The organism is Salipiger sp. 1_MG-2023, from assembly GCF_030547555.1.
Taxonomy (GTDB): Bacteria; Pseudomonadota; Alphaproteobacteria; order Rhodobacterales; family Rhodobacteraceae; genus Salipiger.
On record NZ_JAUOQN010000132.1, the window covers coordinates 1 to 2,931 of the forward strand.

2 protein-coding genes and 1 pseudogene are annotated in these 2,931 nt (G+C 60.7%); 1 reads left to right on the forward strand and 2 read right to left on the reverse strand.

Annotated features, from left to right (window positions below):
* The first annotated feature begins 432 nt into the window (after positions 1-432).
* A pseudogene (locus Q4543_RS24055) lies at positions 433-1,570 on the forward strand (IS3 family transposase).
* A gap of 227 nt (positions 1,571-1,797) precedes the next feature.
* On the opposite strand, the gene Q4543_RS24060 reads toward Q4543_RS24055, so the two are convergent.
* Together Q4543_RS24060 and Q4543_RS24065 are read right to left on the reverse strand one after the other, a co-directional pair.
* Positions 1,798-2,091, reverse strand: coding sequence for a hypothetical protein (locus tag Q4543_RS24060; protein ID WP_303442625.1), 294 nt, complete (start codon positions 2,089-2,091; stop codon positions 1,798-1,800).
* A 63-nt stretch (positions 2,092-2,154) separates the two neighbouring features.
* On the reverse strand, positions 2,155-2,505 hold the full coding sequence (locus tag Q4543_RS24065) for a hypothetical protein (RefSeq protein WP_303442627.1): 351 nt from the start codon (positions 2,503-2,505) through the stop codon (positions 2,155-2,157).
* Between the last annotated feature and the right edge of the window lie 426 nt (positions 2,506-2,931).

A 2,931-nucleotide genomic window follows, 5' to 3' on the forward strand; every position in this document is an offset into this window, starting at 1 on the left:
GGTTGGTTCTCGCAACCCGACCCTACCGGGAAACCCGATGGCCACCGTAAGCTACACCACGTCTGGGGACGTCACCGCAGCATCGCACGAGACCGATATGCAAGGATGGCCTCGTCGTTGCCTTGACCCTGCGTTGAGGCAACATGCGCTGCGCAAGTCGCTCGCGCGTTTGACAGCCGTGCAAAAGCGGATAAACCTTCCAAAGCAGATGGTTAACTGGACCCCTTATCCAAGGGAAATCTTATCAGATTATGCCTGGTACTGTGGTGCGCGCTATCCTCAAGTGCGAATCCCATTAGAAAACAGATGGTTATCTATTGGATAGAGTCTGCCATGGGAGCGGTTTACGCCTGATATGATCCCCGAAAACACCCCCGTTCCAGCTTAGAGTTTTCCGGGCGGCATCCTTGGCTGGGAGAGGAGCGGAAACGCATGAAGGCATCGAAGTTCACGGACGCGCAGAAGGCGTTCATCATCAAGCAGGCGGAGGATGGCACGCCTGTCGTAGAGGTCTGCCGCAAGGCGGGGATCAGCACGGCGACCTTCTTCAATTGGAAGAAGAAGTACGCGGGATTGATGCCGTCCGAGATGAAGCGGCTGCGGGAGCTTGAGCAGGAGAACGCGCGGTTGAAGAAGATCGCCGCCGATCTCGCGCTGGACAAGGAGATGTTGCAGGACGTCATCAAGCGAAAGCTTTGAGGCCTGCCCGGAAGAGGACGCTGGTCGATGAGATGCGGGCGGATTGGCAGGTGTCGATCCGCCGCGCCTGCTAGGTGATCCGGTTCGATCCAAGGACCTATCGCTACAAGTCTCGCCGACCTGGGCAGGCCGCTTTGGAACAGCGGATCCGAGAGATTTGCCAGACCCGTGTCCGCTTCGGTTATAGACGGGTGCATGTGCTGTTGCGCCGCAAGGGTTGGGAGATCAACGCGAAGAAGACTTATCGCATTTACAATGAGTTGGGCATGCAATTGCGGAACAAGACGCCGAAGCGGCGGGTAAAGGCCAAGCTCCGCGACGACCGGAAGGAGGCCGTCGGGCCCAACGATATCTGGGCTATGGACTTCGTCCACGATCAGCTCGCGACGGGGCGCAAGCTTCGCGTGCTCACGGTGGTGGACACATTCTCGCGCTACGTGCCGGTGCTCGACGCACGCTTCACCTACCGCGGCGAAGACGTCGTCGCGACCCTCGAGCGGGTGTGCAAACGCAGCGGTTATCCAGCCACAATCCGCGTCGATCAGGGCAGCGAGTTCATCTCGAAGAACATGGACATATGGGCCTGCGCCAAGGGTGTGACGCTGGACTTCTCGCGCCCCGGAAAACCCACGGACAACGCCTTCATCGAGGCGTTCAACGGGCGCTTCCGGGCGGAATGCCTGAACAGCCACTGGTTCATGAGCTTTGAAGATGCCGCCGAAAAGCTGGAGGCTTGGCCCCTCTCGGCAGATTGCTTCGCAATCGCCTCCCGGGCAGTGGTAGAGACTACAACGAAGAAAGACCGCACGGGGCCATCGGGAACAAGGTCCCGGCAGACCTGATCAAATCAGCTCACAACACCAGCCCGTGAGCCTGATGCAAGCGCGGATACTCTAAGGACGGCCGAGGGCGCGTCGGGTAGCATATCACCAACATGCAGGCTCTCGTCATGAATGAGGGACCCGCAGGGGGCAGGTCACAGAACACCTCCCACAATTCATCTCGGCGTGCTGCCGCCATCCTGACCTTTCGCCCAAGACGCGGCAGATCGCGGTATTGCTCCTGTGTCCGAACATCCCAGGCATCGACCACAAGTGACTATTCGTCGAACAGGAAATCCGGATCGACGGTCAGATCACGGTCACGCGCAGCCTCCTCCAGAAAGAGCCGCAACGTCGCCTCGTCCACGATCTCGACGTCTCCGAAGGCCTCTCGGTGCAGGAGCGCGATCAAGACGGGAAGCGCCTCGACGGTGATATTCACGCGCGCCTCTTCTGGTGCGACCTGCGGCAGCTTCTTCGCTATGCTCTCAGCAAGCTTACGGTTGAAGGTCGTCAGCAGCACCCGCGCTCCCGGTGCCTTCGCCAGGCGTGCTGCGCGATGAAGCGCCACCACCGTCTTCCCCGTCCCGGCAGACCCGATCACTCGAGCCGGCCCATTGAACTCCCGATCAACCTATTCCTGCTGCGCCGGATGGAGGAATACTGCCCATTTTTCCCATGGAGCGTCCAAAGCCGCCTGCAACTCCGCGACATTCTCGAGCACGCGGCAACGGCGCTTCGTATCGGGATGCTCCCATGGATCGGCCCCCTCCTCCGAGATCGTCGCAGGAACCGGCGTCTCGCCGACAGCCGCCGACAGAACAGCGTTCGCCGCCTCGGTCGGAAGGTGGCCCGCGATATCGAGGACAGTTTCCTCGGTCACATCGCGCACGGTGTCCAGCCAGTCCACAGGCACGCCCCAAGACAGCAACGTATCGTCATCCATGCGCGCCAACGGGCGCGGCAGCTCGACGGCCTTCTCCACGTACCGCTGGATAACCACCTCCTCGATGGTCTCCCCCGCCTCGACGATCTGGATGGCGCCCGTCCGGGGGTGGCTTTCGATCCGTCGTGTCTCACAGCATCATGGTGCCCGACCCAGGCAAGAAGGCTCTGCCCTTCCTTCCTGTGGATCACCATGCGGATGTCACGGTTCACCCGCGCCGTGCAGAGATCCGGATCACGGGCGCGGTCGACGCGGTGCATGGAAAAGCCAGGAAGGCTCGGGTCCATCTGGAAGTCGAAGGCAGATTGCTTCACCTGCTTCTGCTCCTGAGGGCTGAGCTCGGCGAGAGCGTCGTAGAAGGTTTCAGCGATACGCTGGGTCATAGATCAGGCTCTGTTGCACAAAGCCGCTGATGGCCAAGCTGCCCCTTCCCCCGGACACACTTATCCTACAGCCTCGGTCACG